Annotated in this window: 1 protein-coding gene; it reads left to right on the forward strand. The window is 75.8% G+C overall.

Features of this window, described 5'->3' with window-relative positions; translation table 11 throughout:
• Positions 1 to 95: 95 nt before the first annotated feature.
• The coding region (locus tag AB0J52_RS42165; RefSeq protein WP_500188940.1) for a phosphoenolpyruvate carboxylase at positions 96 to 1010 on the forward strand (915 nt) is incomplete at its 3' end.

Genomic DNA, 1010 nt, shown 5'->3' on the forward strand with positions numbered 1-1010 from the left:
GGCGGCTCCGTCCCGCGCGTGCCGGGGCGCGCGTAGGAGGGGACGCGGTGCTCGGGACGCGCGGCGCCGATCACTACGCTGGCCCCGTGGCTGACATGACGCGAGAAACGCTGCGACACGACCTGCCCGAGGCCCTGCGCCGGGACGTCCGGCTGCTCGGCGCCATGCTGGGCGACGGACTCGTCGAGTACGGCGGCCCCGACCTGCTCTCCGACGTGGAACGGCTCCGGCACGCGGTGATCGCGGCGCGGCGCGGCGAGGGGAGCGCGGACGAGCCCGCCGCGATCGTGGACGGCTGGTCGCTGGAGCGCGCCGGGCAGGTCGCCCGCGCGTTCACCGTGTACTTCCACCTGACCAACCTCGCCGAGGAGCACCACCGGATCCGGACGCTGCGCGAGCGGGACGCCCGGGGCCGCACGGTGTCCGGCTCGGTGGCGGCGGCGGTCGAGGCCGTCCGGGCCGAGTCGGGCGAGCAGCGGCTCGCGGCGATGGTGGACGGCCTGGAGTTCCGCCCGGTGTTCACCGCGCACCCGACCGAGGCGCGCCGCCGCGCGGTCGTCACGGCCATCCAGCGCATCAGCGACCTGCTGTTCGCGCTGAACGACGCGCCCGAGGACGGCGAGGAGCACGCCGAGACCGAGCGGCGGCTGCGCGAGGAGATCGACCTGCTCTGGCGCACCGCGCTGCGCCGGCACACCCAGATGGACCCGCTGGACGAGGTCCGCACCGCGATGGCCGCGTTCGACGAGACGATCTTCCGGGTCGTCCCGCGGGTGTACCGGACGCTGGACGCCGCGCTGGACGACGGGCGCACCGGGACGCGCCCGCCGCGGGTCCGGCCGTTCCTGCGGTTCGGGTCCTGGATCGGCGGCGACCGGGACGGCAACCCGTACGTGACCGCGCAGGTCACCCGGGAGGCCGTGATGATCCAGGCGGGCCACGTGCTGCGCGCGCTCGCCACCATGGCGACCCGGATCGGCCGCGAGCTGACCGTCAGCGAGGCGACCACG

The sequence above is a fragment of the Spirillospora sp. NPDC049652 genome (assembly GCF_040675125.1).
GTDB lineage: Bacteria > Actinomycetota > Actinomycetes > Streptosporangiales > Streptosporangiaceae > Spirillospora.